This is a genomic window from Streptomyces sp. T028 (genome assembly GCF_048159505.1).
In the GTDB taxonomy this organism is placed as follows: Bacteria; Actinomycetota; Actinomycetes; order Streptomycetales; family Streptomycetaceae; genus Streptomyces.
On the sequence record NZ_JBLRVZ010000012.1, the window covers coordinates 376,037 to 392,118 of the forward strand.

Consider the following 16,082-nt stretch of genomic DNA (forward strand, 5'->3'; position numbering starts at 1 on the left):
GCTCTCGACCCTCTCTCGACCACTAGGAACTGAGACATCTCATGAGCCTCACGTACACAGCCGGCTCGCTGGTCGCCGCCCGTGGCCGCGAATGGGTGGTGCTGCCCGAGAGCGCCCCCGACATGCTGGTGCTGCGCCCGCTGGGCGGGAGCGAGGACGACATCGCGGCGGTCTTCCCCGCGTTCGAGGACGTGCGTCCGGCCGAGTTCGCGGCGCCGAGCCCGGCCGACCTGGGCGACCAGCGCGCGGCCGGTCTGCTGCGTACGGCGCTGCGCATCGGGTTCCGGTCAGGCGCGGGCCCGTTCCGCTCCCTGGCGTCGATCGCCGTGGAACCGCGCGCCTACCAGCTGGTCCCGCTGCTTATGGCGCTGCGCCAGCGCACCGTACGGCTGCTGATCTCGGACGACGTCGGCATCGGCAAGACGGTCGAGGCGGGCCTGATCGCCAAGGAACTCCTCGCACAGGGCGAGGCGACCAGACTTGCTGTGCTGTGCTCCCCGGCGCTGGCCGAGCAGTGGCAGGGCGAGTTGCGGGAGAAGTTCGGCATCGACGCCGAACTGGTCCTGGCCTCCACGGTGTCACGCCTGGAGCGAGGCCTGGAGCTGGGCCAGTCCCTGTTCGACAAGCACCCCTTCACGATCATCTCGACGGACTTCATCAAGTCGACCCGCCACCGCGAGGACTTCGTACGGCACTGTCCCGACCTGGTCATCGTCGACGAGGCCCACGCGTGCGTGGCCGCCGACGACTCCGCTCAGGGTGCCGCGTCGTCGGCCTCGAACCAGCTCCGCTACGAGCTGCTGCGGAGGGTCTCCGCAGACGCCGACCGCCACCTGCTCCTGCTGACCGCGACCCCGCACTCCGGCAAGGAGTCCGCGTTCCGCAACCTGCTCGGCCTGGTGCGGCCCGAACTGGCGACGCTGGACCTGGAGTCCCCGGCAGGGCGGGCGAAGCTCGCCGAGCACTTCGTGGCGCGCAAGCGTGCCGACGTCCGCGTCTACCTCACCAAGGAGGAGGACGGCCTCGCCGACGACTCCCTGGCCGAGCGGACCGCCTTCCCGTCGGACCGCTGGACGAAGGACGAGCCGTACAAGCTGACCCCCGCCTACCGGGCGCTCCTCGACGACGCCATCGCCTACGCGAGGGACCGCGTCGAGGCGGCCGGGGAGCAGGGCAAGCGGGAGGCCCGGATCGTCTGGTGGTCGGTGATCGCGCTGCTGCGCTCGATGGTGTCCTCCCCGGCGGCCGCCGCGCAGACCCTGAAGACCCGCTCCGAGTCCGCCGCCGCCCGCACCGCACACGAGGCAGACGTACTGGGCGCCCCAGTGGCCGCCGACTCCGCGGAGAACGACCGGCTGGAAGGCATGGACGTCGCACCGGGCGCCGCCGAGTCGGAGGAGGCGGGCGCCCGACTCCTCGAACTCTCCCGGCGAGCCGCTGAGTTGGTCGGCCCGGCCGAGGACGCCAAGCTGAAGGCACTCACCCGGCACCTGAAGGGCCTGATCGCCGAGGGCTACCACCCGATCGTCTTCTGCCGTTACATCCCCACCGCCGAGTACCTCGCCGAACAGCTTGAGGGCAAGCTCGGCAAGAAGACGAAGATCGCCGCCGTGACCGGCACACTCTCCCCGCAGCAGCGCCTGGAGCGCATCGAGCAGCTCGCCGCCGCCGAGTCCGCCGAGGAGGCCGCCGACCCGGCCTTCCGCCGCGTACTGATCGCCACCGACTGTCTCTCCGAGGGCGTCAACCTCCAGCACCACTTCGACGCCGTAGTCCACTACGACCTGGCGTGGAACCCGACCCGCCACGACCAGCGCGAGGGCCGCGTCGACCGCTACGGCCAGAAGCGCGACCAGGTCCGGGTCATCACCATGTTCGGCGAGGACAACGGCATCGACGGCAAGGTCCTGGAGGTGCTGTTCCAGAAGCACCGGCAGATCAAGAAGGACCTGGGCATCTCCGTCTCCGTCCCCGACGAGACCGCCTCCGGCGTCACCGACGCGGTCGTGGAGTGGCTCCTGTTGCACGGGCGACAGGGCAGCCAGGAGAGCCTGTTCGAGATGGACACCCACCAGGAGTCCTTCGACCGTATCGAGCGCGAGTGGAACTCGGCCGCCGAGCGGGAGAAGACCTCCCGCTCCAAGTACGCCCAGCGCGCCATCCACCCGGAGGAGGTGGCCCGCGAGGTCCTCTCCGTACGAGCCGCGCTCGGCGGTGCCGACGAGGTCCGCGACTTCGCCCTGGAGGCGCTGCGCGACCTGGACGCCCTGGTCCGCGACCCCCGTGACGGGTCCGGCGACTTCACCGCCCAGGTCGGCGGCACCCCGGCCGGCCTGCGCGACGCGCTCGCCGCCACTCTCGGCAACCGGCTCGTGGAGGAGGACCGCGAGATCCCGTTCCGTACGACCCCGGCGATCGCCCGCGGCGAGGCCGCCCTGGTCCGCACCGACCCGGCGGTGGGCGCCGTCGCCTCGTACGTCCTGGACTCGGCGCTGGACGTGAACGCGCTGGGCCCGCGCCCGGCCCGCCGCTGCGGTGTCGTGACGACGGACGCGGTCACGATCCGCACCACGCTCCTCCTGGTCCGCTACCGCTTCCACCTCACCCTCCCCTCCCGCACCGGCGAGCGGCAGCTGGTCGCCGAGGACGCCCGCCTGCTCGCCTACGAGGGCATGCCGGCGCGCGCCCGCTGGCTGGACGACGACGCGGCCACCGCGCTGCTCGGGGCACGCGCGAGCGCCAACACCCACGAACAGTCCGCCCGCAACGCCATCACCCGCGCCCTGGAGGGCCTGCCGGACCTCGCCGCGCACCTCACCGAGTACGGCACGAGCCTGGCCGCCGAACTCGACGCCTCGCACCGCCGGGTCCGCAGGGCCAACGAGGAGATCGTGCGTGGCCTGAAGGTCGTCCCGCAGGAGCCCGCCGACGTTCTCGGTGTGTACGTCTACGTCCCGCAGCAGCCCGTTCCTACTGTCTCCGGAGCCGAATCCTGATGTCCGCCGCCACCCGCACCGCCCTGGCCTTCACCGCCGTCACCACGGTCGGCGGACTGCTCCCCGCCGACATGCTGCTGCGCATCGCCGAGGCACGGAACCTGCCGGGCACCAAGTCCGCCGACTACGGCCTTCCCGCCTCGGTCCCCGTGCGCGACGAGGCCGAGCGCGCCTGGGAGTACCTCAAGCCGCTCTGGCGCGACCTGCGCACCGCCCTGCCCGCCGACCCGGTGACGGGGGCACCTGCCGCCGACCCGACGGGCCGGGCGGGCACCGACTGGCTCGCCCAGCTCTTCCGGAAGCTCGACTTCGGCGCGCTGACGGAGGTGGGCGCGGCGGGTATTCCGGCCGACTCGGATTCGGAGAAGCGGTTCCCGGTGTCCCACCGGCACGGTCCGGCCCTTGTTCACCTCATCCCCTGGAACCAGGAGCTGGACAAGCGCCCGGCGGCGGGCCAGGTCCCGGCCCAGTCCATGCTCCAGGACTGCCTGAACCGGACCGAGGCGCATCTGTGGGCGGTTCTCACGAACGGCCGTCGGCTGCGTCTGCTGCGTGATTCTTCGTCCTTCGCCACCGCCGCGTACGTCGAGTTCGACCTGGAAGCCATCTTCGACGGCGAGTTGTTCAGCGAGTTCGTGCTGCTGTACTGCGTGCTGCACGCGTCGCGGTTCGAGGTGGCGGAGGGGGCTGCGGCTTCGGGGTGTTGGCTGGAGAAGTGGCGGGCTGAGGCTGTTACTTCGGGGGCGCGGGCGCTGGATCAGCTGCGGTTGGGGGTGCAGAACGCGCTGACTGTGCTCGGGACGGGGTTCTTGCGGCATCCGGACAATGGGCGGTTGCGGGAGGACGTCGAGCCGAAGGCGCTACGGGATGCGCTGTTGCGGCTCGTCTACCGCTTGTTGTTCGTCTTCGTAGCCGAGGACCGTGGGGCGCTGCTCGCGGGGAAGCCCGGCGAGCCGGGGCGGGAGGCGTACGAGCGGTACTTCTCCTCCGCCCGGCTGCGCGAGCGCGCCCGCCGCCGCCAGGGCACGGCTCACGGCGATCAGTACGAGGCTCTGCGCATCGTCCTCGGTGCCCTCGGCGCCGAGGACGGGCGCCCGGAGCTTGGCCTGCCAGGTCTCGGCGGCTTGTTCTCCCCCTCCGACACCGACAAGCCGCTCGACGGCCTGAAGCTGTCCAACGAGTCGCTGCTCGCAGCTGTACGTCACCTGGCGCAGGTCCGCGACCCGGGCGCCCGCCGCTGGCGGCCCGTCGACTACCGCCACCTAGACGCCGAGGAACTGGGTTCGGTCTACGAGTCCCTGCTGGAGCTGGAGCCGAAGCACTCCGCGACGGACCGCTCCTTCGAGTTGGTGGAGGTGGCGGGCAACAGCCGTAAGACGACCGGCAGTTACTACACCCCTTCCTCCCTCATCGAATGCCTGCTGGACACGACCCTCGACCCGGTCATAGACGACGCCGTCAAGCGGGGCGAACAGCGCGCCACCGAGGCCGGCCGCCCCGACCCGGCCGACGACATCGTGGAGGAACTACTCTCCCTGACAGTCTGTGACCCTGCTTGCGGCTCCGGGCACTTCCTGGTCGCCTCGGCCCGCCGTATCGCCAAGCGGGTGGCGTCCGTGCGCGAGCACAACCCGGAACCGACGGTCGACGCCGTACGGCATGCCCTGCACGAGGTGGTCGCCCGCTGCATCTACGGCGTCGACCTCAACTTGATGGCCGTGGAACTGGCGAAGGTCTCGCTGTGGCTGGAGGCCCTGGAGCCAGGCAAGCCCCTCGGCTTCCTCGACGCCCACGTCAAGCACGGCAACGGGCTGATCGGCGCGACGCCTAAGCTGCTGGCGGAGGGCGTTCCGGACGACGCGTTCAAGCCCATCGAGGGCGACGACAAGAAGTACGCGGCCGGGCTGGTCAAGCGGAACAAGGCCCAGCGCGGCGGCCAGGACGAGCTGCTGTTCGACACGGACGTCCTGCCCGGCAACGACCAGTACGCCGCCGAGCTCGCCCGGATCACCGCGGCCCCGGCCGACTCCCTGGAACAGGTGCGGGCGCAGGAATCCGCCTACCGCGCCTACGTCGAGTCCACGACGTACGTCCAGGACCTGCACGCCGCCGACGCGTGGTGCGCGGCGTTCGTCTGGCCCAAGCAGGAAGGGGCGCCAGATGCGCCGACCGACCAGGTGTTCCGCGCGCTGCGCGGTCGCGACCAGTCGGCGGTGGCGGACGCCACGCGTGCCGAGATTCTGAACCTGCGGGACCAGTACCAGTTCTTCCACTGGCACCTGGAGTTCCCGGAAGTGTTCGCCGTCCCGGAGTCGGGGGCTCGCGTGCAGCCGGGGACTGGGTGGGCCGGCGGGTTCGACGCGGTGGTGGGGAATCCGCCGTGGGAGAAGGTCGAGATGGTGGAGCATGAGTTCTTCGCCCAGCGGGACCCACGCATCGCGGGGGCCAAGAACTCCGCCGCGCGGAAACGACTCATTGCCGAGTTGCGCGACGACCCTGACGGTGTGCGCCTGTACGCCGAGTTCAAGGCCGCGAAGCGCCGTGCGGAAGGGGAAAGCCACTTCCTCCGAAGCAGCGACCGCTTTCCGCTCACCGGTCGAGGCCGTATCAACACGTACGCCGTCTTCACGGAGACGGATCGTATTCTCACAGGCCCACGAGGCCGAACCGGCGTGATCGTCCCGACGGGACTTGCAACAGATGCGACAACGCAACACTTCTTCAAAGATCTCGTCACTAAGGGTCACCTCACGGCCATCTATGGCTTTGAAAATGAGGAACGAATCTTCCCGGCCGTTCACCATGACAGGCCGTTTCTTTTGTTCTGTATGCAGGGCTCCGGATCTCCCGATGCACCTGTCTCTTTGGCGTTCCGTGTTCGTCAGGTCACTCAGATCTCCGAGCGCTCCTACACGCTGACCGGTCGCGATATTCAACTCCTCAACCCCAACACAGGAACCTGTCCTGTATTCCGAGGACGTCGCGATGCTGAGATCACCCTCGCAATTCATCAACGCATCCCAGTTCTAGTTGACAGGATTAAAGGATCGTCCGGAAACCCCTGGGGTATCTCGTTCATGCAAGGCTTGTTCAACATGGCAAGCGACTCACCCTTGTTCCGTCCCGCTGCCCAGAACGACGAGACTTTCGACGATCTCCTCAAAACCGGCTGGACCCTCGATGGCAACGTGCTCGTCCGCGGCAAGGAGCGTCTGCTCCCGCTGTATGAGGCGAAGATGCTCCACCACTACGACCACCGCTTCTCCACATACGAGAACGCCACGGAGAAGCAGCTCGCTGTGGGAACCCTTCCGCGGTTCACCCTGGAACAGCACCAGGACGCCTCCGCCGTCCCACTGCCTCGCTACTGGGTGCCGGAGGAGAATGTTCCGACCGGCAAGGTCGACAAGAGCGGCAAGCCCATCATGGAGTCAGGCGTCCGCAGCCGCCTGACAGCCAAGGGATGGGACCGACGCTGGATCCTCGGTTTCCGCAAAATTACCAACACTATGAACGAGCGGACAGTCATTACTTTCGCCTTCCCCCTCGCAGGACTAGGCGACTCCGGAAATATCGTGATCCCTAGCAATACACAGCACGCAGAGCTGTTCTACAGCAACAGTGTCGCGATGCCGCTCGACTACGTCCTACGTCAAAAGCTCGGTGGGACCAACCTGAACTTCTTCCAGTTCGAGCAGTTGCCGTTCCTCAGCGAGGTGCAGCTAGCACTACATGCGCAGAGCCTAACCCCTCGCATCCTCGAACTCACTTACACCGCAAACGATATGCGCCCGTTCGCCCGCGATCTCGGCGACACCGGCGCCCCCTTCCTCTGGGACCCCGACCGCCGTGCCGCCATCCGCGCCGAGCTGGACGCCCTCTTCTTCCACCTCTACGGCATCACCCGCGACGACACGGCATACATCCTGGACACCTTCAACGTCGGCCGCGACAACGACATCAAGGCGCACGGCGAGTACCGCACCAAGAACCTGATCCTCGCCGAGTACGACCGCATGGCCGCCGCAGGCCTGACCCTGGAGACCCCGCTCACCGAGGGCGAGTCCGGCACCTACCGCTCCACCCTCACCCCGCCCCCCGGTCAGGGCCCCCGCCACGGCTGACCCGCTCCTGGGTGGCCGCACCTGCGGTCACCCAGGAGTGCCCCTCGCTCATCCAAGGAACCAACGCACGTGGTACGTCGAAGCCAGAGCAGCAACCCTCGTTCGGTCGTCGTCCTCACCTCGGGTACGGACTGGGGTACCCGTGCCGCCGGGCAGCGGCGGAGCAGTGGGGCGGAGTCCCCGATACCCCGGCGGCAGCCCGCGAAAATCAAGGCGTTGCAGCAGACCATCGGGGTGGCCCGCACGGCGATCAACAGCAAGCGTTGGCATCAGGCGCGCTACGCGCTCAGCCGGGCTGGCGCCCTCGCCAACGCACTCCCCGCCGACGTGGCCGCCCAGGAACGCGAGCAGCTCTCCGCACTCCGCAAGAAGTACGCGGCGCGCAACACGCCGGCCGCGAAGAGCGCCAGGCAGGCGAAGCCGGCACCGGCCGGGCGTGCGGGCGGCAAGAATCCCGCCCCGAAGAAGTCCACGGCGAAGAAAGCCGTGCAGAAGCCGAAGCCGCGCCGGTGCGCGACCTCGGTGACCGTCTCATCAACCGCGCGGCGCTCGGTTACACCGAGGCCAAGGGTTCCTAAACACGGCGACGTGCCGTCCACCGCTCGGCGGACGGCACGCTCTTTCGTCGCTCAGCGCTCCGACGCGAACCGCACGAACTGCCCCCAGCCTTCGCGGCCGACAGCGAAGGCCGGGCGGATCACGTCCTTGGAGTCCCGTACGTGGACGGCCTGTTCGGCGATCGCGACTTCCACGCAGCTGTCTCCCTGGGTGCCGCTGTAGCTGGACTTGAACCAGGCGAGTTCCGTCTTACCGCTGCTCATAGCTCTCCTCGCAGTCGCTCCAGCAGGTCCCGGGATTCCTTTGGGTTCAGGGCCTGTGAGCGCAGTGTGTCATAGCGTCGCCAGAGCAGACTCACCTCTTTCGGGTCGGAGATCAGCCGCCCGTTCTGCTGACCCTCGGAGTACCCGAGCCGTCGCCCCTCCGGAGTCTCCAATAGCTGGACGGGCCCATCCAGGCACCCGTGAAACTCCGACTCCAGCGGCATCACCTGAAGCGTCACGTTGCGCGGCGCGGTGAGCTCAAGCACATGATCCAGCATGCTCGCGTGCACCTGCGCGCCGCCAAGCCTGCGTCGGAAAACCGACTCCTCCACGATGAAGCTGAACGGCACGGTCGGCCGCTCCCGCATCATCGTCTGTCGCTCCATCCGCGCAATGAGCTGAGCCTCCGTCTGCTTATCCGTCAGCAGCGGGATGCTGTTGTCGAACACCGCTCGCGCATACCCCTCCGACTGCAACAGCCCCGGCACCAGTCGGCACTCGTACGTACACAGGCTCACCGCCTCCCGCTCCAGCCGAGCCCACTGCCGGAACCACGCCGCCAGACCCACCTCACCCCGCGTCAGATAGCGGGCGGCGTTCCGCAGGGCACCGGTGTTGCCGAGTGCTTCCTCGGCTCGCTCGACGAACGCCTTGTCCGGCATCCGGCGTCCCAACTCGACCGACTCCACCGTGTGTTTGGAGTACCGGACGCGGGAGCCGAGGTCGACCCGGCTGAGCCCCGCGTGCTCGCGAAGCGCCTGGACGACGGCGCCGAACGTGCGCAGGCTGTCGGACGGGTGAGGCTCTCGCTCCCACTCCCCCGCCGGAACCACCCGCGCGCCGACGGTCCCGGCCGCCTCCCCCTCGACTCCGACGTGCTCCATCCGCCGCCCCTTTCCCTCCGTACCGCACCGCGACGGCTCTTCGCACCGTCCGCACTCAGGCCCAGCGTGACGGAAAACGCGTCGTACCGTCCACTCTTCGTGTCCGTACGCTGACTCAGCGTACGGGGCGCGGCACTCGCACCCGCCCGCATCCAGCCCCCACTCTGGCGTCGTGGAGAGCGAGGAGAAGCCGCCTGCGAGAACGCGCGCGGTGTCCGCCGCCTCTCCTTCGAACTCCCGCCCACCACGGCGGCGGCGGCCGACCACGGCCGCGACCAGATCAACCGGAAGGTGCAGCGATGCAGAACGGAACCCACCTGTACGCCCTCGACATCAGCGGGGCCTCGTTCGTGAAGGCGTGCGGCGGCCCCTGCACCGAGGGGTGCGTGACCCTGGCCCGGATCGGCGAGGACGCCTGGGCCCTGGGCGACAGCAAGCGGCCGGACGCGCAGCCGCTCCGCTTCACCACGGAGGAACTGGACGCGGCCGGAATCGACCCGGCGCGCTTCGGCCTCGACGTCTGACCCTCCCCACCCCCTCCTCCCCCGTCGGCCGGGCCGGGTCCGTCCCGCGCCCGGCCGGCGCTCCTCGAAACGGGAACGGCTCGTGCACCACCACGCCTATCTGTGGACCGGTCCGAAGGAACGCTTCGACGACGAGGCCCTGCGGCGGCCCCCGCACCCCGATCCGCCCCCGGCCGAAAGCAGACCGGAACTCATCCAGCGCCACCGCCAAGTAGCCGTGGAGTTCCCCGCGTCGGACCTCCCGCCCCTGGAGACGGCGTACTGGCTCGTCAAGCCCCGCTCACTGGTCCGGGGCACCTGGGACGAGGCGAAGGAGGCGGCAGCCTGGCTCGGTGAGCAACTGGCCGCGTACGCAACCCGGTTCGCGACGGAGGGCGACCGGGACACCACGCGCCTGGCCCGGCTGGTGGACGCCGCCGCCGTACGGCTGCACTCGGGCGCCGACGTGTCGTACGGCTGCTACCTCGAACGCCCCGCGTACCTCTCCCTGGCCGTGGTGACGTGCTCCCCGAACCGCATGCTTCCCGAACTGGCCTGCCCGTGCGCGTAGACGAAGGCGACCGGAGCCTCCCGTACCGCACCGCGGCGCCCCGTGCCCCGTACGCTGACCCGGTGTACGGGGCGCGGCCCTCGTCCCCACCCGCAGGCGACCGCCACTCTGGCGTCATGAACCACGCAACACCTCAAGTCGGCGCCCCCGTCAGCACCTTCACGCAGCTGCTGTCGTCCACGCGGCGCGGCGCCCGTCTCGCCCGGCTTCTCGCGGTCACCGAACTGCACTCCCGGGGCGCTTCGCAGTACCTCACGGAGCGCGCCGAACTCGTCATCGCGGAGCTCGCCGCCAACGCCGTCCTCCACGGGCGCGTACCCGGCCGCTGCTTCCGGCTGACGCTCGTCCTCGACCCGACCGCCAGCCGCCTTCGCATCGAGGTCAGCGACGCCCGCGGGGACCTCCATCCGCAGCCCCTCCCGGCGGACACCGACGCCGACGCGCTCCACACCGGCGGCCGCGGCCTGGCACTCGTCACCGCCCTCGCCGACCACTGGGACACCGTCCCCCACCCGCCCGGCGGCAAGACCGTCCGGGCAGTGCTGACGACACCGGTCGAGGCGTGACGCACGGCTTCGCCCTCGCCCCGTCACGGACGCCGGTGCCGCGACCCGCTCACCGCCGGTAACGCCAGATCTGCCGCAACCGCAGAGCCTCCATGGCCCGATGGGTCTCGAACTCCGCCTCAGGGACGGACTCCCGGCCGAGACCGAGGCGCACCAGGCGGTAGAGCCGGTGCGGGGCGGCGACGGAATGGTCGACCAACGTGGACAGGAGCGGCTCGTCAGCCGATGTGCCCCGGTCCGCCGCGACGAGCAAGGCGACTTGGTCGTCGGGGTGCAGGTGCGGGAGTTGCCCACCCGCCCGAAGACGGAGATCGCCCCAGCTCAGGGGAGTGCCGTCGGCGCGGGCCAGTTCCTCGAGGATGCCGCGGACCGTGGACGCCAGTTTGTCGATCCTCTCGGCCGGCAGGCGGTCGCCCTGCGGTGGCTCGGCGGTGCGACTCGTTCCCGCCGACGTGTTCCGCGAGGCGGCTGCCGCCTGAGCAGAGAGCTCGGCGGATCTCCGGTCCGCCAGCCTGCTCCGCCACCGCTCGACGAGCTTGGTTTCCGTGGCGGGCAGCGGTCGGGCGAGCTGATCGCGATGTTCCCCGATCTCGTCGAGCAGCCGCAGCAGGTCCTGAGTGGGCCGGTGCCCATGGGTCCGGTCCAGTTCACCGAGCAGGCGTCGGATCTTCCTGAGGTTCGGATCCTTCTTCTCGACCGGCTTCGATTGGACGGTCTTGGCCGGTTTCGGATCGGGAGCGACAACCCGATGCTCCGCCCTGGCGGGGATGACGGTGATGGGACGGCCGATCAGGCCGACGAGGAGGTCCAGGACGCGGTCGCCCTCTCCCAGCCAGACACGGAGGTTCCGCTCCTGGGAGCGGACTTCTTCGAACCGTCGGAGATGTGCTTCTCCTTGTTCAATCGCCTGGGACAGGCGCTGAGCCCGCGTTCCCCTCGTCCGAGCTCGGGTCCTCGCCGCCTCCTCCAGCTTCTCTCGCATCTCCGCGCATCTTCGGTGTGCCTGGTTCAGGTCGCTCGCGGAAGGTGCCCTCTGCCCGGCGGCCGGCCGCTTCGCAGCAGGCGGCGGAGTGGCCGACGCGCGTGTCCCCCGGTGTCCGTACGCCTCGTGTGTCTTCTTGGTCTCGGCCGCCGCCCACTGCTGCAAGGCGAACTCCGAGGCTGGCTCGGCGGCCCCCAGGCGACTCAGTACCTGGCCCAGATACGGAAGAGCTCTGCCCAGATGGGTGACGACCAGGACGCTCAGCAGCGGACGGTCGGGTACCCGCGGCTTGTCCACCTCGACCAGCAGTTCCTGGCGCTTGGGGTTCGGCAGGTCATGGACCCACCTACCGAGCCTCTCGGTCAGCTCGCTCCACGTGACCGTGGCGCCCTTCGCCGCGACCTCCTCCAGTGCTTTCCTGAGCATGTCGGCCGCCTTACCCGGTGCGGTCTCCGGCGCCCTGGGCCTGCTCGACACTGGTTCGGTGAGCGGGGTCCGCTCACAAGTGCTGGAGGCGCGGGGCGCCGGGACGAGCTTCTCGTCGAGCGCGACGCTGGGGCGCCACAGACCGGTGCGCTCCGCCTCCAGGCCTTTGAGCGGTACCAGGGTGTCGGCCCGCACCGCCCACGAGGAACCGCTTCCCTCGACGACGTCGGTGACCAGCAGCCGGACCGAGCCCACGAGGCGGTAGACGTACTCGTCCGTGGGAGCCGGCACCGTGTCGGGCAGGGACAGACAGGCCCGGACGATGCGGCTCCCCGCCGGCTTGACGAAGCCGGGGACCAGACGCCTGCCAGGCACGTCCAACGGCGACGAGGACAAGGGCGCCGCTTCCGTGTCCACCGCGAACACGACCTGTCCGCCGGGAAGGGCCACGCTGCCGGGAAACGGCTCACAGCCTATGCCGTCGTCGCGGACCACTCCCTCGGCACGCAGTTCCTCGAGCGCGGGGGTGACGAGGCCGCTTTCGGTCATCCGGCAGTGCTCCAGGGGAGCCCAGGACGTCTTCTCCCCGTCGGTCGCCGTGCCGATGAACACTCGACGGTCATTGCCGTCGGTCTCGCACCGTACGAGGAGCGCGTACCCGCGACGCGCCACCATGTCGCGTGCGAGCGCGTCGTCCCGGCCGAAGACCCACTCGATGCGGCCTTCCTTCGCGCCCAGGCTGTCCGCGGCCTTGCGCCAGCTCCGGTAGTCCTCCGGGTGGAGCTCGAACCGGAGGTGCGTGTTCGTGCGGTGCAGCCGGAAGTCCACGGCGTCGCCGTGGCAGTGCCCGAAGCTGCGTAGTGCGCCCTGGGCCGCATACCCCTGCCCGGCGAGCCAGCGCGTCACATGGGCCTTGACGAACAGATGGTCGGCGCCGTCCGCGCTGTGGCTGGTCCGGTGGCACTCCCCACGGTCGGGGTCGGGTTCGTGGGCGAAGTGGCAGACCCTCGTCACATACCGTTTGGGACGCAGCGGTTCTCCGCAGCCGCCGAGCAGCGTGCCGCACCAGAAGTCGTCCCTCCCGAACTGCCGGATGAACTCGTCCAGGTTGTGAGGCTGTTCAGGCAGAATCACCGGCTGGTCCGAGTCGCGGCCTCCGATGACCGCGGTCTGGATGAGACGGGTGTCGATCTGCCCCAACGTCGGATCCTCCATGAACACGTGAGACAACTGCTGCGAACGACAGGGAAACGAAGCCCCCATCCGGCATCAGAAGAGATCGGATGATGCCTCACCGAAGTCGCTGATCGGCCTCCCGCTGACCTCTCGGAACTCCTCCGAGCTGTACTGAAGCTGGAAGGTGTGGGTGCGGTTCTCGTCGACCCAGTACAGGGTGATGGCGGAGAGCAGGTTCCGCGTCATCCAGCGAGTACGGGACCGTGTTCCCTCCTCCTGGTCCAGAATCCATGCCTCGACCTGCTCCGGCAGGCTGAAGGTCAGCCTGTAGGCAGGCCGTACGCGCGGTTCGATCAGCCACACGGGATGCCCCGCCGACCGGTGATTCCTGTATACGCGGACGCCGTGAGTGGGCTGCTCGCGGGCGTAGCTGACAAAGGCGTTGAGATCGTCGGAGACGAGCCCGAGGACGAAAGGAGCGGCGGGAAAGGCCAGCACGAGTCCCAGCGACGACCGGCGGCGCAGGCCCGCCGCCAAGATGTCGAGCGGATCGGTCACCGAGGGAGCTTCGGCTGCGGGTCCGTCCCATAGGTCCAGCAGATGCCGACGCAAGTAGTTGCGGATCTCGTACACGGTGGGCCGCTGACTCAGCGGCATCGGCTTCATGGCGTCGTAGACCGACTCGGCCGCCGTCCTCACCAGGTCGCACAGCGGCTGGAAGTCGGGCAGAGACAGGTCGATGAGAGAAATCTGATGGGCAAGCGCGAACTCCTGGGCATCCTGGGTGAACCCTGATGTCGAGAAGATCGCGTAGCTGTAGTGATAGCGCGCCCTCGGGCGGTGCGGGCCGGAGCCTTTGCCCAAGGTGGTGACGACGTTTTCGTTCAGGTCATGCACGACACCATGGCCGTTGCGTACGGTGGGGAGACCCACCTTGGTGCGTATGAACTTCGCCTCAGCGAACAGGCGGATTGGAAGGGAGAACGGGGGCACGTACGGGAACTCTCCCAGAGTGTCCGCCTGATGCCACGCCCCGCGCCCCCGCACCACCAGTCCGTGTGCGCGTTGCTCCAACACCTTCCACGGCGGCCTGGCCGGGTCGTCCTTCTCCGTCAGCAGACGGTACCCACTGGACCGGAGCAGCCAGGCGAGGACCTCTTCGAGAAGGTACCCCCGCAGTGTTTGCAGCCTCACCATGGCGTGACCCTGTGCACGCGACTCCTAATTGGCCTCAGCATGAGTGATTCCTCGCGCCTGCGCCTACGCGGCCAGCGCGGGGAACACGACCACCGAGCCGTCCTTGTCGCGGGCGATCTCGATCGCCACGTCTCTCGGGCGGCCGTCGACCGTGACGCCGTGGCCCAGCTGGTGAATCCGGTGTGCCGCGCTCATCAGGCGTTCGACCTCACTGGTCGTGAAGACCGGCCGCAGACCGTTCGGGCGTGCCAGCTCCAGTGTCGACAGGCGTACCAGGACGGTGGCGATGCCCGACTCCAACTCGTCGAGGCGCTGCTGATCGCGCTTGAGGGCGCGGGTGAAGTTCTCGAACGGGTTGCCGGGGTCGCTCTGGGCGTGCTCGACGGCCTGGAGGACGACGACCCGCCGCTTCAGCGCGATGGCCAGGGCGGCGAGTTCGAGGTGGGCGCGGAACATGCCGCCCTGGTCGTCGACGCCGGGGAACGACTTGGTCAGCGTGCCGAGTTCGACAGCCTCACCCTCGGGCACTTTGTCGAGCGCGCTCCGCCATCGGCCCAGGCGGATCTCGACTTTGCTCAGCGCCGTGTCGATGGTGTGCACCGCCGAGTCGAGTCCCAGCGAGACACCGAGCCTGCCCTGATCGAGCAGGATGGCCGTGGCCTTGTCGATGGCGGCACGGCAGCCGTCGAGCGCGCTCCGCTCGTCGTCAAGCCTGTCCTCCTGAAGTTGCTCCAGCAGTTCCGTGATGTGTTCGATGGCCTGCTGGCGCTTCTGGTCGGCGTGTGCGCTCACCCCCACCGCGACGGCCATGAGCACGAGCGGAGCGGCCACGGTGAGGGCCGTACCGGTGGCGGCAGCGGCGCCGGCGGTGGCACCGGCCCCGCCGACCGTGCCCGCCGCAGTCACTCCTCCGACCGGCACGAATTTCGCTTTGGCGGCGATCCTGCCCGACGAGCTCACGAGGTCACCGTAGAAGGCACCGGCCGCCCCCTTCGGCACCATCGGGCGCACGACGCCCTGCCCGAGCTGGGCGGCGACCTTCGCCGGGACCACCATGCGGTACAGACACTCGCCGGAAGCGGTCGCTCTGGCCGCCGTAAGGGAAGTGCGCGTCGACTGCGTGATGAACTGCGACAGGTGCTGCGCCAAGGGACTCGCGGCGTCGAGCGGGATGCCACCGCCGCGGTCGATCTTGTCGGGCAGCGGATGCACCTCAAGTGTGACGATCGGCTCGTCGGCCAGGGCGGCCAGCACTCCGCGCAGTTCAGCCAGGCGCTCAGCCGTCATCGACTCGCCAGCGGCCAACCCTGGCACCCGGACGTCAGCGGTCGCCAGCGTCCACACGGGCACGGTTGTGTTGCGGTCGTCAGTCATCGTCTCCCCCTAGGTTTTCGCGCAACCGCCTACGGCTGGCGTCCGAAAGGAACGGCGGCTTTCCTCGCATGCTCGTAGCCTCGGTCGCCCAGTCCCCGCGTTCGCACCCGCCCAGCCCCTACAGGCGCACAGCGCCCCCATTTCAGCGAACAAACGCCGGTTCCGCCCGAAAGAGCCGACCCAACACGGCGACACTTTACGATCAGCACGTTTACAACGTCAACATGTGCAGTAGAAAAAACTTAAAGCTTCTAAGGTCAATTGACAGTGTCAACAGGCAAGGTGTTCGGTGTCCGCCCGGCGTCGCTGAACGTTTCCGCCGGCCCCGGATCCGCCCTCACCCATGACCGATACCCGTACGCCCGGTTGAAGGCTTCAGCGAGGCCCCAGAAGATGGTCGTCGGCGGATGGGATAACACATCGGCTGCCCTTCGAGGCGCTGGCTGAACGGGGGTTGAGTTG

General features: G+C 68.9%; 10 protein-coding genes. 5 read left to right on the forward strand and 5 right to left on the reverse strand.

Annotation, left to right across the window (positions count from 1 at the left end; all coding sequences use genetic code 11):
• The first annotated feature begins 41 nt into the window (after window positions 1–41).
• The gene (locus ACLZN2_RS14050) at window positions 42–2,996 is read left to right on the forward strand and encodes a DEAD/DEAH box helicase (protein WP_416978768.1); all 2,955 of its coding nucleotides are present in this window, start codon (window positions 42–44) and stop codon (window positions 2,994–2,996) included.
• Window positions 2,996–7,120 carry an Eco57I restriction-modification methylase domain-containing protein gene (locus tag ACLZN2_RS14055; protein WP_416978769.1) on the forward strand — a complete coding sequence of 1,375 codons (4,125 nt, stop codon included), beginning with the start codon at window positions 2,996–2,998 and terminating at the stop codon, window positions 7,118–7,120. Before ACLZN2_RS14050 ends, ACLZN2_RS14055 begins: the two co-directional genes overlap by 1 nt.
• Window positions 7,121–7,749: 629 nt before the next feature.
• On the opposite strand, the gene ACLZN2_RS14060 is transcribed toward ACLZN2_RS14055, so the two are convergent.
• Together ACLZN2_RS14060 and ACLZN2_RS14065 are read right to left on the reverse strand one after the other, a co-directional pair.
• The gene (locus ACLZN2_RS14060) at window positions 7,750–7,941 is read right to left on the reverse strand and encodes a DUF397 domain-containing protein (RefSeq protein WP_416978770.1); all 192 of its coding nucleotides are present in this window, start codon (window positions 7,939–7,941) and stop codon (window positions 7,750–7,752) included.
• Window positions 7,938–8,825, reverse strand: a complete 888-nt coding sequence (locus tag ACLZN2_RS14065; protein WP_416978771.1) for a helix-turn-helix domain-containing protein — start codon at window positions 8,823–8,825, stop codon at window positions 7,938–7,940. Before ACLZN2_RS14065 ends, ACLZN2_RS14060 begins: the two co-directional genes overlap by 4 nt.
• A gap of 299 nt (window positions 8,826–9,124) precedes the next feature.
• On the opposite strand from ACLZN2_RS14065, the gene ACLZN2_RS14070 reads away from it, so the two are divergent.
• From ACLZN2_RS14070 to ACLZN2_RS14080, 3 genes are all read left to right on the forward strand, one after another.
• The gene (locus tag ACLZN2_RS14070; protein WP_416978772.1) at window positions 9,125–9,349 is read left to right on the forward strand and encodes a DUF397 domain-containing protein; all 225 of its coding nucleotides are present in this window, start codon (window positions 9,125–9,127) and stop codon (window positions 9,347–9,349) included.
• Window positions 9,350–9,431: 82 nt separating this feature from the next.
• A complete protein-coding gene (locus tag ACLZN2_RS14075; protein ID WP_416978773.1) occupies window positions 9,432–9,899 on the forward strand; it encodes a hypothetical protein in 468 nt (155 codons plus the stop codon).
• 116 nt (window positions 9,900–10,015) lie between these two features.
• On the forward strand, window positions 10,016–10,465 hold the full coding sequence (locus ACLZN2_RS14080) for an ATP-binding protein (protein WP_416978774.1): 450 nt from the start codon (window positions 10,016–10,018) through the stop codon (window positions 10,463–10,465).
• Between the two features lie 49 nt (window positions 10,466–10,514).
• On the opposite strand, the gene ACLZN2_RS14085 is transcribed toward ACLZN2_RS14080, so the two are convergent.
• From ACLZN2_RS14085 to ACLZN2_RS14095, 3 genes are all read right to left on the reverse strand, one after another.
• Entirely contained in the window at window positions 10,515–13,088 is a 2,574-nt protein-coding gene (locus ACLZN2_RS14085) for a hypothetical protein (protein WP_416978775.1), read from the reverse strand.
• A gap of 54 nt (window positions 13,089–13,142) precedes the next feature.
• A complete protein-coding gene (locus ACLZN2_RS14090; protein ID WP_416978776.1) occupies window positions 13,143–14,042 on the reverse strand; it encodes a hypothetical protein in 900 nt (299 codons plus the stop codon).
• A gap of 267 nt (window positions 14,043–14,309) precedes the next feature.
• On the reverse strand, window positions 14,310–15,620 hold the full coding sequence (locus tag ACLZN2_RS14095) for a hypothetical protein (protein ID WP_416978777.1): 1,311 nt from the start codon (window positions 15,618–15,620) through the stop codon (window positions 14,310–14,312).
• Window positions 15,621–16,082 lie beyond the last annotated feature (462 nt).

Coding starts and splice junctions, on each gene's coding strand:
- ACLZN2_RS14050 (WP_416978768.1), top strand. CDS start 42: ATGAGCCTCACGTACACAGCCGGCTCGCTGGTCGCCGCCCGTGGCCGC.
- ACLZN2_RS14055 (WP_416978769.1), top strand. CDS start 2,996: ATGTCCGCCGCCACCCGCACCGCCCTGGCCTTCACCGCCGTCACCACG.
- ACLZN2_RS14060 (WP_416978770.1), bottom strand. CDS start 7,941: ATGAGCAGCGGTAAGACGGAACTCGCCTGGTTCAAGTCCAGCTACAGC.
- ACLZN2_RS14065 (WP_416978771.1), bottom strand. CDS start 8,825: ATGGAGCACGTCGGAGTCGAGGGGGAGGCGGCCGGGACCGTCGGCGCG.
- ACLZN2_RS14070 (WP_416978772.1), top strand. CDS start 9,125: ATGCAGAACGGAACCCACCTGTACGCCCTCGACATCAGCGGGGCCTCG.
- ACLZN2_RS14080 (WP_416978774.1), top strand. CDS start 10,016: ATGAACCACGCAACACCTCAAGTCGGCGCCCCCGTCAGCACCTTCACG.
- ACLZN2_RS14085 (WP_416978775.1), bottom strand. CDS start 13,088: ATGGAGGATCCGACGTTGGGGCAGATCGACACCCGTCTCATCCAGACC.
- ACLZN2_RS14095 (WP_416978777.1), bottom strand. CDS start 15,620: ATGACTGACGACCGCAACACAACCGTGCCCGTGTGGACGCTGGCGACC.